This window comes from Methanobrevibacter cuticularis (genome assembly GCF_001639285.1).
In the GTDB taxonomy this organism is placed as follows: Archaea; Methanobacteriota; Methanobacteria; order Methanobacteriales; family Methanobacteriaceae; genus Methanobaculum; species Methanobaculum cuticulare.
The window spans coordinates 1-670 of sequence record NZ_LWMW01000058.1 but is presented as its reverse complement, the minus strand read 5'-3'; the positions used below and the strand labels follow the sequence as shown (position 1 = coordinate 670).

The following is a 670-nucleotide window of genomic DNA, read 5'->3' as shown; positions in this document are numbered from 1 at the left end:
AAAAATGATTATAAAAGACTTAAAAAAATATGCAGAAAAGCCTAAAATGTCAAAAAAATATGAAAAAGAGAATAAAAAAAAGCTTGGAGAAATATTAGAAATAGTCTACAGCGAACTTTTAAAACCTCTAAAAAACCTGTTTAAAAAAGAAATTGAAATAGTCATTGTTTTAGACAATTACCCAGTCCATCACGCTAAAATATTGAAAAAAACTTGTAAATACCTTAATATAACTCTTATACATTTACCACCATACTCCCCTAAGCTTAGCCCCATTGAACAGGTCTGGAGAACCATAAAAAAAGAATTATCCACAGAATTTATCGAAAGTGAAGAATTTCTAATTGAAAATTTTGAAAAATGGTTTTATGAAAACATTGACAAAAAGTCATATAGAAAAAAAATGGATTGATAAATTCATATTTAACATAAATAACGACCCATTAATCGCAGATATGTGCGAATATGCAGTTTTAACACCATGAAATAAATTATGAATCCTTTTATAATTTATTTTCAAACTTTTCAAAATAAACTATAAATACACTGAAAAACAATATTAGTAATCTCATAATGATAAAATTATTAATAGAAATATAAAAATTCCAACTTATAAAATTTTAAAAAAAGAAATAAATAGAAAAAGAATTAATAATAAGTTATTTCAAAA

The 670-nt window shown here is 23.1% G+C and carries 1 protein-coding gene; it reads left to right on the top strand.

Annotated elements, in window-relative coordinates; all coding sequences use genetic code 11:
- On the top strand, window positions 1–412 hold a 412-nt coding region (locus tag MBCUT_RS01740; RefSeq protein WP_211263755.1), incomplete at its 5' end, for a transposase.
- Window positions 413–670: the final 258 nt, after the last annotated feature.